We start from the raw sequence: 14,265 nt of genomic DNA on the forward strand, positions 1-14,265 counted from the left end.
CCCATGAATGACCACGTACGCGACTACATCCTTACCTTGACCTGCCCGGACCGGCCGGGCATCGTCCACTCGGTCACCGGGTTCCTGGTCGCGAACGACTGCAACATCGTGGAGAACCAGCAGTTCGGCGACCAGGACTCCGGCCTCTTCTTCATGCGGGTGAACTTCCAGCGCCCCGGCGCCGACCTCGACGTCGCCGCGCTGCGGGCGCGGTTCGCCGCGACCACGGCCCGCCCCGACATGGAGTGGGGGCTGTACGCCTCCGACGACCGGCCGCGGCTGCTGCTGATGGTCTCCAAGCTGGGGCACTGCCTCAACGACCTGCTGTTCCGGTGGAGCATCGGCTCGCTGAACGCCGAGGTCGTCGGCATCGTCTCCAACCACCCGGACTTCGCCGAGCTGGCCGCCTCGTACAAGCTGCCGTACCACCACGTGCCGGTGACCCCGCAGACGAAGCCGGAGGCGGAGGCGCGCCTGCTGGAGGTCGTCGAGGAGCACCAGGTCGACCTGGTCGTGCTGGCCCGGTACATGCAGGTCCTGTCGGCGGGGCTGTGTGAGAAGCTCGCCGGCCGGGCCGTGAACATCCATCACTCGTTCCTGCCCAGCTTCGCCGGTGCGAGGCCCTACCATCAGGCGTACGAGCGGGGCGTGAAGCTCATCGGAGCCACGGCCCACTTCGTGACGCCGGACCTCGACGAGGGGCCGATCATCGAGCAGGAGGTGGCGCGGGTCGATCACACCCGTACCCCCGCCCAGCTCACCGCGATCGGCCGTGAGGTGGAATGTCTGGCGCTGGCCCACGCGGTGCAGGCGATCGTCGAGCGCCGGGTCCTGCTCAACGGCAACCGCACGATCGTCTTCCGCTAACGGATCTACAGGAGAGCACATGGCACACGAGGTACGTGGAGTCGTCGCCCGCGGCAAGGGCGCGCCGGTATCGGTGGAGACGATCATCGTTCCGGACCCCGGCCCGGGGGAGGCCCTGGTGAAGGTGCAGGCGTGCGGCGTCTGCCACACCGACCTGCACTACCGCGAGGGCGGCATCAACGACGAGTTCCCGTTCCTGCTCGGCCACGAGGCGGCCGGCGTCGTGGAGGCCGTCGGTGAGGGCGTTACCGAGGTGGCCCCCGGCGACTTCGTCGTCCTCAACTGGCGCGCGGTCTGCGGCCAGTGCCGGGCCTGCCTGCGCGGCCGGCCGTGGTACTGCTTCAACACCCACAACGCCAAGCAGAAGATGACCCTGGCCGACGGTACCGAGCTGTCGCCGGCCCTGGGCATCGGCGCGTTCGTGGAGAAGACCCTGGTCGCCGCCGGCCAGTGCACCAAGGTGGACCCGAGCGCGTCGCCGGCCGCCGTCGGCCTGCTCGGCTGTGGCGTCATGGCCGGTCTCGGCGCCGCCATCAACACCGGCGCGGTGGGTCGCGGTGACAGCGTCGCCGTCATCGGCTGCGGCGGCGTCGGCAACGCGGCGATCGCCGGCGCCCGGCTGGCCGGCGCGGCGAAGATCATCGGTGTCGACCTGGACGCACGTAAGCTCGAGTGGGCGAAGAACCTGGGCGCGACCGACGTCGTCAACGCCAAGGACGGCGACCCGGTCGAGGCGATCCGGGCGCTCACCGGTGGCAACGGCGCCGACGTCGTCATCGACGCGGTCGGCCGCCCGGAGACGTACAAGCAGGCGTTCTACGCCCGCGACCTGGCCGGCACCGTCGTGCTCGTCGGCGTACCGACCCCGGAGATGAAGCTCGAACTGCCGCTGCTGGACGTCTTCGGCCGCGGTGGTTCGCTCAAGTCCTCCTGGTACGGCGACTGCCTGCCGTCGCGCGACTTCCCGATGCTGGTCGACCTGTACCAGCAGGGCCGTCTCGACCTCGACGCGTTCGTCTCCGAGAAGATCGCGCTCGACGACGTGGAGAAGGCGTTCGAGAAGATGCACCACGGCGACGTGCTGCGCTCGGTGGTCATCTTCTGATGACGGCCCGCATCGAACACCTCGTCACCTCCGGCACCTTCAGCCTGGACGGCGGCACCTGGGACGTCGACAACAACGTCTGGCTGGTGGGCGACGACAACGAGGTCATCGTCATCGACGCGCCGCACGACGCGTCCGCGATCGCTTCGGCGGTCGCCGGTCGGCGGGTGGTCGCGATCGCCTGCACGCACGCCCATGACGACCACGTACGGGTGGCGCCCGAACTGGCGGAGGCCACCGGGGCGCCGGTCCTGCTGCACCCGGGCGACCGGGTCGTGTGGGACCTGACCCACCCGGAGCGGGCGCCCGACGGCGAGCTGGCCGACGGGCAGCGGTTCGCGGTGGCCGGCATCGAGCTGGAGGTGCGGCACACGCCCGGGCACGCGCCCGGGGCGGTGTGTTTCTACGCCCCCGACCTGGGCGTGGTCTTCACCGGGGACACCCTGTTCAAGGGCGGGCCCGGTGCGACCGGCCGGTCGTACAGCGACTTCCCGACCATTGTGGACTCGATCCGCAAGCGCCTGCTCGTGCTGCCGCCGGAGACGGTGGTGCACACGGGCCACGGCGACAGCACGACGATCGGGGCCGAGGCCGGGGACGTGGAGGAGTGGCTGGCTCGGGGTCACTGAGCGAGCAGGTCGGGTCGGCCGTCGTCCGCGGTGGTGACTGCGGGCGGCGGCCGAACGGCTACGTCCGCGCGGACTGGTAAGCCGCGGTCGACTCGACGGCCGGTGCCGCTGGCTGAACGGGAACCCCGCGCGCGACGGCCGGCCCGGTGCGATCCCACGTCGTGAGCGCATACCAGCCGAGCAGGCCGAGCGGGTACGCGAAGTAGCCCCACCGGGTCGCGGGCGCGAGGGTGAAGATCACGGCGTAGATCCCTGCGAGGTAGCGCACCGCTGCCGCCAGTCCGGCCGGCGGCCGGAGCACCACCAGGATGCACGTACCCACGATCGCGGCGGCCAGCAGGCCGATGGAGACCCAGTGGCCGGCGCTACCCGTACCGGCGAGGAGGTGGCCCGGCAGTGAGCTTGCCGCCGTCGTCTTCCGCTGGGTGAGCCCGAGCGGGAACAGCACCGTGTTGCGGAAGAGATCGGACGGTGCGGCCAGGGCGGCCGGGGCAGTGGCCACGAACGACCCGGCGGCGGTTACCGCGACCGCCACGGTGAACCGAAGTGCTGGCCGTATGCCGTTGCGCACCAGCAGCATCGCGACCAGTACCGGCACGGCCGGCCAGGCCGTTGCTTTCATCGCGCACGCCACGCCCAGGGCCAGCCCGGCCAGAACCACCCGCGACGGCACGATGAGCAGCGCCAGGGACAGGAACAGCAGCGCCATGACCGGGATGTCGGTCCCGCCGAGGGTCAACGGCTGTGCCAGCAGCGGTGCGGCGAACGCGATGGCGGTGCAGCCCAAGGCGTCGGAGACACCGGCTCGACGGAAAGCCGCCCACAGCAGGAGCACACCACTGGCCCCGAACCACAGTCGGGGGTTTCCCGCCCAGCCGGGCAGCCCCAACGCATGGGGCAACCCGAAGACGGCCAGCGCGGAGCCGTACGGGTTGTAGGACTCCGGATCGTACAGCCGGGTGCCGTCCAGGTAGGGCGTTCCGTGGTGGAGCAGCAGCTCCCCGGCCCGCGACACCACGGTCAGGGCGCCTTCGCCCACCCTGGGCAGGTCGCGGCCACCCGTGGCGCGCCACAGCAGCGGTCCGCCCAGCGCGCCGGTGAGCGCGAGGACGACCGCGGCCTGCCGTCCGTACGAGCGCCAGAGCGTCGCGGACGCCGTTGCCGCCAGGTAGCCGCCCGCGGCCCACGTCCCCCACGACCGCTGCACCGGCTGGTCGGAGAAGCAGGCCACCGCCGCCGCGAAGGCGGCGCACGCCGCGTACCAGCCGATTGTCCTTCCGCGATCCACGCGCGTCGCCGCCCTCAACGGCCTGCGGTCCCCGATCAATCGGACTCGCTTCGAGGTCGTCGCATGAACGTCCTTCCCCCGTGTGTGTTCCCAAGCTCCGAGCAGCCTTGTGGAAGCGAGAGGACATGTCAATCCGTTTAAATCTATCGATGTCAGGCGCCGGGCGGGCCGGATGGAAGGCTCGGTCGGACCAGTTCGACAATGTTCACCGGCGAGGCGGTAGCAACGCTCGCGGGCGCGATCGTCGGACCCGCCATCGCGCAGGCACTTTCGATGACCTGGGCCGCCTGCGCCGCCGGGACGTTGACTCTCCTGAGTGGAGTTGCTGCCGTGCTGCTGCTGCCGAGGAACGCGCCGCGGCTCGACCAGCAGTCGGAGGCCGATTCTCAGGCGGCGAGCTGAACCGCTGCCGGGTCTGGACCCTGTACCGGCCTCCGGAGCTGGAACCGCTCAAGCGGGTCGACGAGGCCCGCTACCGTCTCGGCCTGCCGAACACCTTCGACCTCGGATAAGTCATTGGTCGAGGAACGCGAGGGTGGCCGTGGCGAACAGCGGCGAGCTGACGATGTTGTAGTGGGTCACCCCGGGCAGGATCGCGAGTGCGTGTCCGCCCTTCGGTCGGCCCTCGTTCATCCAGCCGCCGTCGCGCAAGCCCCCGTCGAGCAGGTTGAAGACCTCGACGAAGTGGCTCGGCGGCGCCATGTCGGCATCGGCGGCGACGATGAGTGTCGGCACCTGGAGACCGCGGACCTCCTCGGTGAGGTCGAAGTCCTGCGCCATCGCCTCGCCGATCTTGTCCAGCAGTCGGGGGAAGTCTTCGGGGCGCGGCGCGACCCGCTGGTAGAGCTCGTACATCGGGGTGTCCTTCATGAACTCGGCGGCGGCCGCGTTCACCTGGCCCTGCTGCGCGAGTATCTCCGGATACACGGCGTCGCGCCGGAGGAAAATCGAGGCCGCGACGAGCCGGCCGACCTTGGCCGGGTACCTCGCCGCGATGCGTAGCGCCACCCCGCCGCCGAGCGAGTAGCCCACGACGTCCGGCTTGTCCAACCCGAGGTGGTCGATGAGCGCCGCGATGTCGTCGGCCATGAACCACAGGTCGATCGGGCGGTCGATGTCGGCGGTCCGGCCGTGCCCCTGCAGGTCGACGGTGATGACCTGATGGTGCTCGGCCAGCGCGGGAAGCGCCGGCCCGAACATCTCGCCGGAGCCGAGCCCGCCGTGCAGCAGGATCAGCGGCCGCCCGGCCCCGTGCGTCTGGAAGTACAGGTTGATGCCGTTGACGTCCGCGTACTGGCCGGTGCCCCTGGCGTCGGTGGCCCGATCGGTGTCGGTCACGGTGCTACTCCTTGCGTCGTTGCTGGTGGAGTGCTGCCTACGTCCGGCAACGACTCTAAGGTCGCGCCGACGTGCGTGGGGGACGACCGCCGCAATCAGGTCTGCAACCGTGGCCTGCCACCCCGATCGAACGACAGATGTACCTATTGACTGGCCGATCCCCTTGCCGCATGCTGTTGCGTATTCCACACATCGTTGCGCTTTAAGGAACACCGTGTGAGTGCGCAGCGGGGGTGGAGCACCGGTCGGGCACCGACCAGACGCGTGGAAAGGACCGCTCCCATGACCAAGCCCCCTCGCGTAGTCGTCATCGGCGCCGGCGTCGTCGGCAGCGCGCTGGCCGACGAGTTGACCGAGCGTGGCTGGACCGACGTCACCGTGGTCGACCAGGGTCCGCTCTTCGCCACCGGCGGCTCCAGTTCACACGCGCCCGGCCTGGTGTTCCAGACGAACCCGTCCAAGACGATGACCGAGCTCGCCAGGTACACGGTCCAGAAGCTGAGCGCCCTCACCCTCGACGGCGAGTGGTGCTTCCAGCAACTCGGCGGCATCGAGGTCGCCACCACCGAGGCGCGCTGGGCGGACCTGAAGCGCAAGTACGGTTGGGCCACCTCGTGGGGGGTGGAGGGCAGCCTGCTCAGCCCGGAGGAGTGCGCGAAGCTGCACCCCATGCTCGACCCGAGCAGGATCCTCGGCGGCTTCCACGTCCCGAGCGACGGCCTGGCCAAGCCGACCCGCGCCGTCGAGGCGCAGGCGCGCCGGGCCATCGAGCGCGGCGCCACCTTCCGGGGTGAGACGACGGTGACCGGCATCGGCCAGGAGAACGGGCGGGTCACCGGTGTCGAGACCGACCAGGGCTTCATCGCCGCCGACATCGTGGTCTGCGCGGCCGGCTTCTGGGGACCCAGGATCGGCCGGATGGTCGGCCTCACGATCCCGCTGCTGCCACTGGCGCACCAGTACGCGAAGACCGGCCCGGTGGCTTCCCTGAAAGGAAACGACCCCGTCGCCGAGGCGAGCCTGCCGATCCTGCGCCACCAGGACCAGGACCTGTACTACCGCGAGCACGGTGACCGCATCGGCATCGGCTACTACGGCCACCGCCCGATGCCGGTCGGCGTCGACGAGATCCTGTCACCGAACGAGGCGCCCACCATGCCGAGCGTCCTGGAGTTCACCCCGGAGGACTTCGAGACGGCGTGGCAGGAGACCGTGAAGCTGCTGCCGGAGCTCGCCGAGACCAAGGTGGAGGAGGGCTTCAACGGCATCTTCTCCTTCACCCCGGACGGCGGTCCCCTCATGGGCGAGCACCGGGAACTGTCCGGCTTCTGGGTCGCCGAGGCGGTCTGGGTGACCCACTCGGCCGGCGTGGCCCGCGCCATGGCCGAGTGGCTGGTGGACGGCCAGCCGAGCGTCGACGTGCACGAGTGCGACCTGCACCGCTTCGAGGAGGTCCAGCTCGCGCCGGACTACATCTCCGAGCGCGGCAAGCAGAACTTCATCGAGGTGTACGACATCATCCACCCGCTCCAGCCGATGGAGCGGCCGCGGCCGCTGCGTACCAGCCCGTTCTACGCCCGCCAGCAGGAGCTCGGCGCGTACTTCCTGGAGGGCGCCGGCTGGGAGCGGCCGTACTGGTACGAGTCCAACGCCGGCCTGCTCGACACGGTGAACGTGCCGGAACGCGACGACTGGTCGGCGCGGTACTGGTCGCCCGTCGCCGCCGCCGAGGCGAAGGTGACCCGCGAGCGGGTCGCGATGTATGACATGACCCCGCTCAAGCGCCTCGAGGTCAGCGGTCCCGGCGCCCTGGACTTCCTGCAACGGCTGACCACCAACAACCTCGCCAAGTCGGTCGGCTCGGTCACGTACACGCTCATGCTCGGCCACGACGGCGGCGTCCGCAGCGACCTGACCGTGGCCCGACTGGGCGAGAACGTCTTCCAGGTCGGCGCGAACGGGCCGCTGGACGAGGACTGGATGCGCCAGCACCTGCCGGCCGACGGCTCGGTGCAGGTCCGCGACATCACCGGCGGCACCTGCTGCATCGGCGTCTGGGGGCCGGCCGCCCGCGACCTCGTGCAGCCGCTGACCCGTGAGGACTTCTCCAACGCCAACTTCAAGTACTTCCGGGCCAAGCGGGCCTACATCGGGGAGGTCCCGGTCACCGCGATGCGGCTGTCCTATGTGGGCGAACTCGGCTGGGAGATCTACGCGTCCGCCGACACCGGCCTGAAACTGTGGGACACGCTGTGGGCCGCGGGCCAGGAGTACGGCGTGATCGCCGCCGGCCGCAGCGCCTTCAACAGCCTGCGGCTGGAGAAGGGGTACCGCTCCTGGGGTACCGACATGACGACCGAGCACGACCCGTACTCCGCCGGCCTCGGCTTCGCGGTACGGATGGACTCCGGTGACTTCATCGGCCGCGCCGCGATCGAGGGCCGCTCGGAGGAGACCTCGCCGAGGCGGCTCACCTGCCTGACCCTGGACGAGCCGGCCGCGGTGGTTCTGGGCAAGGAGCCGGTGTACGTGAACGGTGCGCCCGCCGGCTACGTCACCAGCGCCTCCTACGGGTACACGATCGGGCGTACCGTCGCCTACGCCTGGCTACCCGCCGCGGCGACGACCCCCGGCACGGCGGTCGAGATCGAGTACTTCGGTACCCGGCTGCCGGCCACCGTCGCCGCTGAGCCCCTGTTCGACGCGCAGATGGAGCGCATCCGCCGATGACGCTCGCCCACCCAGCCCGCCAACTAACCGCTCCGACCTGGCGATGCGGTTCCGCGTCGCCCGAAGTCCTCCTCGAGGTGTCACCGTGACCGCAACCAGCCTGCCCTCCAGCCTCATCCCGACGCTGCCCGGACACCACTACACCGATCCGGTCATCTTCGGACTGGAGCAGTCACGCATCTTCGAGAACATGTGGTTCTGCGCCGTGCGCTCGGCCGACCTGCCCAACCCGGGCAGCTTCCAGTCGGTGCAGATCGGCCGGGAGAGCGTCCTCGTGGTACGCGGACGCGACGGCCAGCTGCGCGCCTTCCTCAACATCTGCCGCCACCGGGGCGCGAAGCTGTGCACCGAGGACACCGGCGAGGTCAAGCGCGCCTTCCAGTGCCCGTACCACGCCTGGACGTACGGGCTGGACGGCAAGCTCGTCGCGGCGCCCAACCTGACGAAGATGCCCGACATCGACCGTACCGAGTACGGACTGGTCAACGTGCACCTGCGGGAGTGGCTCGGGTACGCCTGGGTGTGCCTGGCAGACGAGCCACCATCCTTTGAGGACGATGTGCTCGGCGCGGTGACGGAGCGGCTCGGCACGCTGGAGGCGATCGACTCGTACGAGATCGAGGACCTCGCGGTCGGCAAGCGGATCCGGTACGACGTGAAGGCCAACTGGAAGCTCATCGTCGAGAACTTCATGGAGTGCTACCACTGCGCGACGATCCACCCGGAGCTGACCGAGGTGCTGCCGGAGTTCGCCGACGGCTACGCCGCGCAGTACTACGTGGGCCACGGCGCCGAGTTCGGCGACGAGATCAAGGGCTTCACGGTCGACGGCAGCGAGGGCTTCGACAAGCTGCCCGGCGTGAGTGACGACCAGGACCGGCGCTACTACGCCATCACCATCAAGCCGCAGGTTTTCATCAACCTGGTGCCCGACCACATCATCTTCCACCGGATGTACCCGCTCGCTTCAGACCGCACGATCGTGGAGTGCGACTGGCTGTACTCCAAGGAGGTCGTCGCGTCGGGTAAGGACGTGTCCCGTTCGGTCGAGCTGTTCCACCGGGTCAACGTCCAGGACTTCGACGCGTGTGAGCGCTGCCAGCCGGCGATGAACTCCCGGGCGTACACCAGGGGCGGAGTCCTGGTGCCGTCGGAGCACCACATCGGGGCGTTCCACGACTGGGTCACCGCCAAGATCGGCAACTGATGAGCCGGGGCACCTCATGAGTCTCAGCGTCTTCGACCTGTTCTCGATCGGGATCGGACCGTCCAGTTCGCACACGGTCGGCCCGATGCGGGCGGCGGCCACCTTCGCGCAGGCGCTTCTAGACGGTGGCGTCCTCGCTGCCACCGCGACCGTCGAGGCCGAGTTGTTCGGCTCCCTCGGCGCCACCGGGCACGGCCACGGCACGCCGAAGGCCGTCCTGCTCGGGCTGGAGGGGCACCGGCCGGAGTCGGTCGACCCGGACGCCGCCGAGCACCGGCTGGCCGAGATCCGCGAGGCCGGGCAGCTTCGGCTGCTGGGCCGGCACCCGATCGCGTTCACCGAAGACGCGCACCTGACGCTGCACCGGCGGAGGTCGCTGCCGTACCACTCCAACGGCATGCGGTTCTGCGCCCTTGACGCGGGCGGCGCGGTCCTGTCGCAGCGCACGTACTACTCGGTCGGCGGCGGCTTCGTCGTCGACGAGTCGGCGGCCGGTGCGGACCGCATCAAGCCGGACACCACGCCGCTGCGGTACCCGTTCACCACCGGCGCCCAGTTGCTGCGGCACTGCGCCGAGTCCGGCCTGTCCATCAGCGACGTCATGCTGGCCAACGAGAAGGCCTGGCGTACCGAAGCGGAGATCCGGGCCGGGCTGCTCGGCATCTGGAAGGTCATGGGGGAGTGCGTCGAGGCCGGCTGCGGCCGGGAGGGCGTACTCCCGGGCGGCCTGAAGGTCCGCCGCCGGGCGGCCGCCCTGCGCCGGTCCCTGGAGGAGGGCGCCGGTGACGACGGCGGGCTGCGCGCGATGGACTGGGTCGCCCTGTACGCCCTGGCGGTGAACGAGGAGAACGCCGCCGGGGGCAGGATCGTGACCGCCCCGACCAACGGCGCGGCCGGGATCATCCCGGCCGTCCTGCACTACTACACGCGGTTCGTACCCGGAGCCGACGACGACGGCGTGGTCCGGTTCCTGCTCGCCGCCGGCGCGGTGGGCGTGCTGTTCAAGGAGAACGCGTCGATCTCCGGCGCAGAGGTCGGCTGCCAGGGCGAGGTCGGCTCCGCCTGCTCGATGGCCGCGGCAGGCCTGGCCGAGGTGCTCGGCGGTACGCCGGCGCAGGTGGAGAACGCCGCCGAGATCGGCATGGAGCACAACCTGGGCCTGACCTGCGACCCGGTCGGCGGCCTGGTCCAGATCCCGTGCATCGAGCGGAACGCCGTCGCGGCGATCAAGGCGATCACCGGGGCGCGGATCGCGCTGCGCGGGGACGGCCAGCACCACGTCTCCCTCGACAAGGTCATCAAGACCATGCGGGAGACCGGCGCCGACATGAAGACCAAGTACAAGGAGACCGCGCGCGGCGGCCTCGCCGTCAATGTGATCGAGTGTTGAGCCCCGCGTCTGTCGAGCCCTGAGTTCAGGCGTCCTCGCGGTGGGGGTTCTCCAGTCGGAAGAAGTTGCTCTGCCGGCCGTCGGCCAGCTGCTGCTGGAAGATGAAGTTCAGTTCGCGGCGATCGAAAGTGTCGAACCAGTCGTCCCAGCTCACGTGCCTGAGCCGCTCATTGTCGCCGATCGGCGGGAAGTCGAAGGTCAACACGCCGAGGGTCCCGGTCTCCGGGTGCTCGGTGCCGGCCACGGTGGCGGGCACCGCGCCGCGCTCCTCCGCCCACCGTCTGATGACGTCGTGGTTGGTGGTGACGTACACCTTCCCCGGCTCGGCCCGCAGCTCGTCCGGCGAGTTGACCACCTCGGCGTACATCAGCGACCTCGACGTGGCCTTGCCGGTGCGCACGCCCGGAGTTCGGCCGGCCCTCCGCTGGGTCATGGCGACCCTCCTCGTGTCGCGGCTACGTGTGTGGCCTCTACCCGCCACCAGCCACCGAAACCTGCCCGCCGTCCGCCAGCAGCTGGAACGGCGACGGTGGACCTTCCGGAACCTGCCCCGGACAACGCGCTGCTCGGCCTGGTGCGCCTGCACGTCGACCGTCGTGACCTGGTGGCCAACCGGGCCAAGCCGGTCACACGCGCCATCACCGACGAGCACGAGGCGTGGGCGGCCACGGCCGACGACCGCCGCAAGAAGTGACCCCGGGCCTCGCTGTTGAACGAGGAACCTCACTTCCTGCTCGACGGCTCGCGGACCTGCTCGCTGCGCAAGCACCCCGTCCCGCCGCGCGGGGCCGGCTGACCGCGGATCAGTCGATTCGCTGGGCCAAGTTCACGAGGACCCCCTCGGGTCCGCGCACGGACGCCATGCGCCAGATGCCCTCGTACTGACCGACGCCGCCGACCAGGTGGTAGCCGTCCGCGGCGAGCCGGTCGACGATCGCCTGAAGGTCGTCCACTTCGAACGTCACGTTGCGCAGCCCCAGTTCGTTCGGCATGGGGTCGGGCGAACCCGGTTCGTGGTCAGGGCGGATGAAGCTCGACAGTTCCAGCCCGGTTCCTCCGCCGGGCGGCCGCAGCATGACGATCTCGGTACGGGAGTCAGGGATGCCGATGACGGTGTCCAGGAACTCGCCCTCCAGAACCGTCCGGCCCTCGGCCTCGAAGCCCAGCCCGACGAAGAAGTCCGTCACCGTGTCGAGATCTCTGACGGTGATGCCGACGTGATCGAAGCGCCGGATAGGCGACATGGGGTACGTCCTCCTGCGTTCGTCCGTCAGGTCAGGTTCTCACTGGTGCGCTCGTCCGCGCGCCGCAGGTCCGGCGCGTGCGTGGGTCCGGCGCCTGCCTGGAGCGTCGCCCACTTCGCCGCCCGGCTGTCGTTCGAGACCGACGTCAGCGACGTGCGGCGGTCAGCTGCGACTGCTGACGGGGGTACGCAGCCCGGCGAACACGATGCCAAGCGTGCGCTCGCGCAGGTCTTCGTCCCAGCCGCGCTGCAGCGCGCCCTGACACAGGCTCTCCAACAGCGCCATCACCTCGTCGAGCCGGACGTCGGCGCGGATCGCGCCGGCCCGCTGTCCGCGCGCCAGTAGTTCCCGGACGGCGTCGGTGAGCGAGGTGACCGGTCCGGCGATGGGCACGTCGAGCCCTTCGGCGCCGAGCAGGCTCACCACGGTCCGGTTCGCGGCGGTCCGCCGTACCAGCTGAGCGAAGAACTCGAACAGCGCCGTCGCCGTATCTCCGTGGGCGAGAAGGGCCGCCGCGTCGGCGGTGACCTGCTCAAGCAGTTGCTTCATCAGCGCGCGCAGCAGGTCGGTCTTGGTCGGGAAGTGCCGGAACACGGTGCCGATGGCGACGCCGGCCCGCCGTGCGACCTCCTCTGTGGACGCGCGCGGGCCGCCGTCGGCGAACACCTCCTCCGCCGCGGCCAGGATCCGGGCGCGGTTGCGCTGCGCGTCCGCGCGCACCGGCCGGCTCTGCGCGTCCGCGCGCACGGGTAGGACCGCTCCACTGGACAAGATGAGTCTCCACTCATTATCGTCAGTTTCCTGAGTCGACACTCATCTTAGGAGGGTGGTCCCATGGGTGCCGCGGCGCGTGAGGTGTTCGATCGGATGCGACAACAGTGGTTCGGCCGTCCCGGTCCTCTCACCGGTGACGACCTCGCTGACGATGTGATCATCGAAGCGCCGTTCGCCGCACCGGGTCGGCCGACCAGAATCGAGGGCAGACAGCGATTTCTCGAATTCGCCAACCCGCAGCGGGCCACGCTGCCGGTCCACCTCGACGACTGCCGCACCGTCGCGATCCACGACACGACGGACCCGGACACGATCATCGTCGAGTACGAGTTGACCGGCACGTCCACCAGGACGAACGAGCAGTCCACGGTCGCCTTCATCGCCGTACTGACGGTCCGCAACGGCAAGGTCGCGCTCTGGCGGGAGTATCAGAACACCCTGGCCATGCTGCAGGCACTGGGTTAGGCCGCCCGCTCGGTCGGGCGGGCGGCCCGGTGCGGAGTCGGCTCCGTATGAATCGGCTCCATATGAAATCGGCTCGGCGTGGAGATGCGGGCCATCTCGGCCGGTGCCGTCTCAGTCGGCGCCGGCCCGGTTGGTGCGGTCTCAGTCGGCGCCGACGAGGGCGGCGTCGTCGCTGGGGGCTGCCGGCAGCCCGAGCATGACGTCGACACCGAGGACGCGGAGGATGCGCGCGGCGAACGCGCTGACGGCGGTCAGCCGTAGCCGTACGCCTATCTGTTGGCTGATGCGCTGGGCAACGACGAGGGTGCCGATGCCCGTCGAATCGATGAATCCAAGGCCACGGAGATCGAGACCGATGGCGGTGATGTCACCGCGATTGAGGAGTGCGGTGATCGCGGACCGAAGTTGGTCGGCGGTCGCGCAGTCGAGCTCGCCGCGTACCACCACGACGACCTCGCCACGACCGACAGACTCGACTCCGATCCGCAGCTTCGACTGCTCTGGGGGGACTGCGGTGTCCATAGTTTGGTCATCCTAGTCACACAGTGGGCGGTAGCGTGAGAGTCGGCGGCGTGCCAATACGGCATCGATCGGAGTCGGTGCTCACCCTATTGGTGGCCGCCGATATCCGATCATCCGAAGTGCCGCTTGCCCGTGGCCCGATGCCCGCGTGCGGGGCCGGGTCGACCGCTGCGAGAACCTTCCCGAGCCGGCCGGGCTGGTGTCCGACCGCTAGGGCGCGACGTCGGACCGCAGGTGCACGTGGTGGCGCCGGGCGTTGGCGAGCACGGTCTGAACCTGGCTGGTCAGTTCCTCGGGCGAGACCGGTTTGCGCAGCAGGCGCGCGATCCTGGGTAGCTCGGTCGCGTCGATCTCGGTCCAGCCGCCGGTCACCGCGATGATGGGAAGGTCCGCGACGGCGGGATCGGCCCTGATCGCGGCGGCCAGTTCCAGACCGGTCATGCCCGGGGTCATGGTGACGTCGGTGAGCAGGAGATCCGGACGTTGCTGGTGTACCTCGGCCAGGGCGGAGTCGGCGTCCTTGCAGGGCACGACGGAGTGCCCGGCGCGCGTGAGGATGTGCGTGTACGACTCGAGGAGGTCGCTGTCGCCTTCCGCGATCACCACGCTCGCCATGAACTCTCCCTCGGTCGTTCGGGGGATGGTATCGAAGAAATGACCAGGGCGCCCGCCCGGTAATCCGTTACCGAAAGTTTTCGACCGTGTC

General features: G+C 69.8%; 16 protein-coding genes. 9 read left to right on the forward strand and 7 right to left on the reverse strand.

From position 1 onward, the window contains the following. Positions 1–3: 3 nt before the first annotated feature. From purU to Pme01_RS17345, 3 genes are read left to right on the forward strand one after another with little or no spacing between them, the layout of a single operon-like run. The gene (gene purU, locus Pme01_RS17335) at positions 4–867 is read left to right on the forward strand and encodes a formyltetrahydrofolate deformylase (protein ID WP_168116060.1); all 864 of its coding nucleotides are present in this window, start codon (positions 4–6) and stop codon (positions 865–867) included. Positions 868–886: 19 nt separating this feature from the next. Beyond that, positions 887–1,972: an S-(hydroxymethyl)mycothiol dehydrogenase gene (locus tag Pme01_RS17340; protein ID WP_168116061.1), complete on the forward strand. Its 1,086-nt coding sequence runs from the start codon at positions 887–889 to the stop codon at positions 1,970–1,972. After that, the gene (locus tag Pme01_RS17345) at positions 1,972–2,601 is read left to right on the forward strand and encodes an MBL fold metallo-hydrolase (RefSeq protein WP_168116062.1); all 630 of its coding nucleotides are present in this window, start codon (positions 1,972–1,974) and stop codon (positions 2,599–2,601) included. Before Pme01_RS17340 ends, Pme01_RS17345 begins: the two co-directional genes overlap by 1 nt. A gap of 58 nt (positions 2,602–2,659) precedes the next feature. Here the strand turns inward: Pme01_RS17345 and Pme01_RS17350 are convergent, their stop codons facing one another. Then, a complete protein-coding gene (locus Pme01_RS17350; protein WP_168116063.1) occupies positions 2,660–3,889 on the reverse strand; it encodes a hypothetical protein in 1,230 nt (409 codons plus the stop codon). Positions 3,890–4,090: 201 nt separating this feature from the next. On the opposite strand from Pme01_RS17350, the gene Pme01_RS17355 reads away from it, so the two are divergent. After that, on the forward strand, positions 4,091–4,291 hold the full coding sequence (locus Pme01_RS17355; protein ID WP_168116064.1) for a hypothetical protein: 201 nt from the start codon (positions 4,091–4,093) through the stop codon (positions 4,289–4,291). A gap of 111 nt (positions 4,292–4,402) precedes the next feature. Here Pme01_RS17355 and Pme01_RS17360 read toward each other — a convergent pair whose 3' ends face one another. Next, on the reverse strand, positions 4,403–5,158 hold the full coding sequence (locus tag Pme01_RS17360; RefSeq protein WP_203935707.1) for an alpha/beta fold hydrolase: 756 nt from the start codon (positions 5,156–5,158) through the stop codon (positions 4,403–4,405). Positions 5,159–5,509: 351 nt separating this feature from the next. Between Pme01_RS17360 and Pme01_RS17365 the strand changes: the two genes are divergently transcribed. The 3 genes from Pme01_RS17365 (at position 5,510) to Pme01_RS17375 (ending at position 10,554) form a co-directional block, all read left to right on the forward strand. Beyond that, a complete protein-coding gene (locus Pme01_RS17365) occupies positions 5,510–7,957 on the forward strand; it encodes a GcvT family protein (protein WP_168116066.1) in 2,448 nt (815 codons plus the stop codon). 85 nt (positions 7,958–8,042) lie between these two features. Beyond that, positions 8,043–9,164 (forward strand): aromatic ring-hydroxylating oxygenase subunit alpha, encoded by a 1,122-nt coding sequence (locus Pme01_RS17370; protein WP_168116067.1) that lies wholly within the window; start codon positions 8,043–8,045, stop codon positions 9,162–9,164. Positions 9,165–9,180: 16 nt separating this feature from the next. Next, a complete protein-coding gene (locus Pme01_RS17375) occupies positions 9,181–10,554 on the forward strand; it encodes an L-serine ammonia-lyase (RefSeq protein WP_168116068.1) in 1,374 nt (457 codons plus the stop codon). 25 nt (positions 10,555–10,579) lie between these two features. On the opposite strand, the gene Pme01_RS17380 is transcribed toward Pme01_RS17375, so the two are convergent. After that, positions 10,580–10,987, reverse strand: coding sequence for a hypothetical protein (locus tag Pme01_RS17380; RefSeq protein ID WP_168116069.1), 408 nt, complete (start codon positions 10,985–10,987; stop codon positions 10,580–10,582). Positions 10,988–11,083: 96 nt separating this feature from the next. On the opposite strand from Pme01_RS17380, the gene Pme01_RS17385 reads away from it, so the two are divergent. After that, positions 11,084–11,248, forward strand: coding sequence for a hypothetical protein (locus tag Pme01_RS17385; RefSeq protein WP_168116070.1), 165 nt, complete (start codon positions 11,084–11,086; stop codon positions 11,246–11,248). A 109-nt stretch (positions 11,249–11,357) separates the two neighbouring features. Here the strand turns inward: Pme01_RS17385 and Pme01_RS17390 are convergent, their stop codons facing one another. Next, positions 11,358–11,798: a VOC family protein gene (locus tag Pme01_RS17390; protein ID WP_168116071.1), complete on the reverse strand. Its 441-nt coding sequence runs from the start codon at positions 11,796–11,798 to the stop codon at positions 11,358–11,360. A gap of 162 nt (positions 11,799–11,960) precedes the next feature. Next, complete coding sequence (locus Pme01_RS17395; RefSeq protein WP_205864147.1) at positions 11,961–12,569, reverse strand: TetR/AcrR family transcriptional regulator; 609 nt, start codon at positions 12,567–12,569, stop codon at positions 11,961–11,963. A 96-nt stretch (positions 12,570–12,665) separates the two neighbouring features. Here Pme01_RS17395 and Pme01_RS17400 point away from each other — a divergent pair, with 96 nt between their 5' ends. After that, positions 12,666–13,037: a nuclear transport factor 2 family protein gene (locus Pme01_RS17400; protein WP_239088289.1), complete on the forward strand. Its 372-nt coding sequence runs from the start codon at positions 12,666–12,668 to the stop codon at positions 13,035–13,037. Positions 13,038–13,178: 141 nt separating this feature from the next. Here Pme01_RS17400 and Pme01_RS17405 read toward each other — a convergent pair whose 3' ends face one another. Both Pme01_RS17405 and Pme01_RS17410 read right to left on the reverse strand, forming a co-directional pair. Beyond that, positions 13,179–13,559 carry an STAS domain-containing protein gene (locus tag Pme01_RS17405; protein ID WP_168116073.1) on the reverse strand — a complete coding sequence of 127 codons (381 nt, stop codon included), beginning with the start codon at positions 13,557–13,559 and terminating at the stop codon, positions 13,179–13,181. Between the two features lie 210 nt (positions 13,560–13,769). Beyond that, on the reverse strand, positions 13,770–14,174 hold the full coding sequence (locus Pme01_RS17410) for a response regulator (protein WP_168116074.1): 405 nt from the start codon (positions 14,172–14,174) through the stop codon (positions 13,770–13,772). Between the last annotated feature and the right edge of the window lie 91 nt (positions 14,175–14,265).

It is taken from the genome of Planosporangium mesophilum (assembly GCF_016863255.1).
GTDB lineage: Bacteria > Actinomycetota > Actinomycetes > Mycobacteriales > Micromonosporaceae > Planosporangium > Planosporangium mesophilum.

Coding starts and splice junctions, on each gene's coding strand:
- Pme01_RS17355 (WP_168116064.1), top strand. CDS start 4,091: ATGTTCACCGGCGAGGCGGTAGCAACGCTCGCGGGCGCGATCGTCGGA.
- Pme01_RS17340 (WP_168116061.1), top strand. CDS start 887: ATGGCACACGAGGTACGTGGAGTCGTCGCCCGCGGCAAGGGCGCGCCG.
- Pme01_RS17400 (WP_239088289.1), top strand. CDS start 12,666: ATGCGACAACAGTGGTTCGGCCGTCCCGGTCCTCTCACCGGTGACGAC.
- Pme01_RS17365 (WP_168116066.1), top strand. CDS start 5,510: ATGACCAAGCCCCCTCGCGTAGTCGTCATCGGCGCCGGCGTCGTCGGC.
- Pme01_RS17410 (WP_168116074.1), bottom strand. CDS start 14,174: ATGGCGAGCGTGGTGATCGCGGAAGGCGACAGCGACCTCCTCGAGTCG.
- purU (WP_168116060.1), top strand. CDS start 4: ATGAATGACCACGTACGCGACTACATCCTTACCTTGACCTGCCCGGAC.
- Pme01_RS17345 (WP_168116062.1), top strand. CDS start 1,972: ATGACGGCCCGCATCGAACACCTCGTCACCTCCGGCACCTTCAGCCTG.
- Pme01_RS17375 (WP_168116068.1), top strand. CDS start 9,181: ATGAGTCTCAGCGTCTTCGACCTGTTCTCGATCGGGATCGGACCGTCC.
- Pme01_RS17405 (WP_168116073.1), bottom strand. CDS start 13,559: ATGGACACCGCAGTCCCCCCAGAGCAGTCGAAGCTGCGGATCGGAGTC.
- Pme01_RS17390 (WP_168116071.1), bottom strand. CDS start 11,798: ATGTCGCCTATCCGGCGCTTCGATCACGTCGGCATCACCGTCAGAGAT.
- Pme01_RS17380 (WP_168116069.1), bottom strand. CDS start 10,987: ATGACCCAGCGGAGGGCCGGCCGAACTCCGGGCGTGCGCACCGGCAAG.